Annotated in this window: 1 protein-coding gene and 1 pseudogene; both read right to left on the bottom strand. The window is 50.2% G+C overall.

Annotation, left to right across the window (positions count from 1 at the left end; translation table 11 throughout):
* A pseudogene (yfmE, locus tag ACWHAR_RS21915) lies at positions 1 to 326 on the bottom strand (Fe(3+)-citrate ABC transporter permease YfmE); the annotation flags it as partial.
* A partial coding sequence (fecD, locus tag ACWHAR_RS21910) for a Fe(3+) dicitrate ABC transporter permease FecD (RefSeq protein ID WP_452087814.1) occupies positions 323 to 1,270 on the bottom strand: 948 nt, incomplete at its 5' end. The pseudogene yfmE and the gene fecD, both read right to left, overlap by 4 nt.

Below are 1,270 nucleotides of genomic sequence, written 5' to 3'. Positions count from 1 at the left end.
ACAGTCATCGCTGCAAGTCCGGAGCCTTTTGAAATGCCGACAACGTCCGGGGAAGCGAGCGGATTTCGGATCACACCCTGTAAAATCGCTCCGGCAGCGGCAAGCCCTGCACCGGCCAAAATCGCTAATATGATGCGGGGAAGGCGATATTGCTGGATGATAAATTCAAAGGAATGATCCAGTCCCAGCAGATTCGTCACTACCGCATCAGGTGAAATGTATAATGCACCGATTCCCATGCTGATGACGGACAGAACGATTAAAATCACGGCCAATATGAGTATCGCCAGCAAGGGGCGTTTTTGTTTTCTGGTTGTTTTCTTCATTTCAGATGTCGCCCTTTCCTTGCCAAATATAAGAAAAACGGCGTTCCGATAATCGCGGTGACAATGCCGACCGGTGATTCATAAGGAAATGCAATCCATCTGGCCAGAACATCTGCGTACACCAGCAAAATGGCACCGAACAGTGCCGAAAACGGAAGCACGTATTGATAATGTTCTCCGATCAGCTTGCGGACAATATGCGGGACGAGCAGCCCGACAAAGCCAATCGGCCCGGCGACGGCTACGGAAGCGCCGGAAAGGATTAAAATAATCAAACTGATCAGAATCCGGATGCCGTTCATATTTTGTCCAAGCCCTTTTGCTGTTTCGTCTCCGAGACCGAGAACAGAAACAGAACCGGAAAATACGAGGGCAAGCCCGATGCCAATGACAGAAAACGGAGCGATGGTTATGACGTCCTGCCAGTTGCTGCCGTCGATTGCGCCTGTCATCCAGTACAGAACATCCTCACCTGACTCATTTAAAATAATGATGGCCTGTGTCATAGAGGAGAGGAACAAGTGCACGGCCATTCCCGACAGCGCCAGCTTGACAGGTGTCATTCCGCCGGATGAGGCAATCATATACACAATCGCGCCGCCTGCTGCCGCACCCGCAAAAGCGAATATAACAGATGAATAGGGCGATGCCGGCAGAATGACGAGAGAAGCAACGACAAAAAGCGATGCACCCGCATTCACACCGAAAATTTGGGGTGAAGCCAGAGGGTTTCTGGTCATAGCCTGCATCAGCGCCCCTGCTACAGCTAGGCTGGCGCCGACAAAAACGCCGATTAATGTGCGGGGAAGGCGAAGAGTAGAGATGATGAGCTGTTCCTTTGAACCGTCCCATACAAAAAGATATTTCAATGAATCTATGATGCCGATGTCTGAGGCTCCTACTGAAAGATTCAGCCCAAGCCCAAATATAAAAATAATCAGTGC

The organism is Bacillus sp. LR--39, assembly GCF_053613335.1.
The sequence above is the reverse complement of the archived record's forward strand: the minus strand, read 5'-3'. Positions and strand labels throughout refer to the sequence as shown.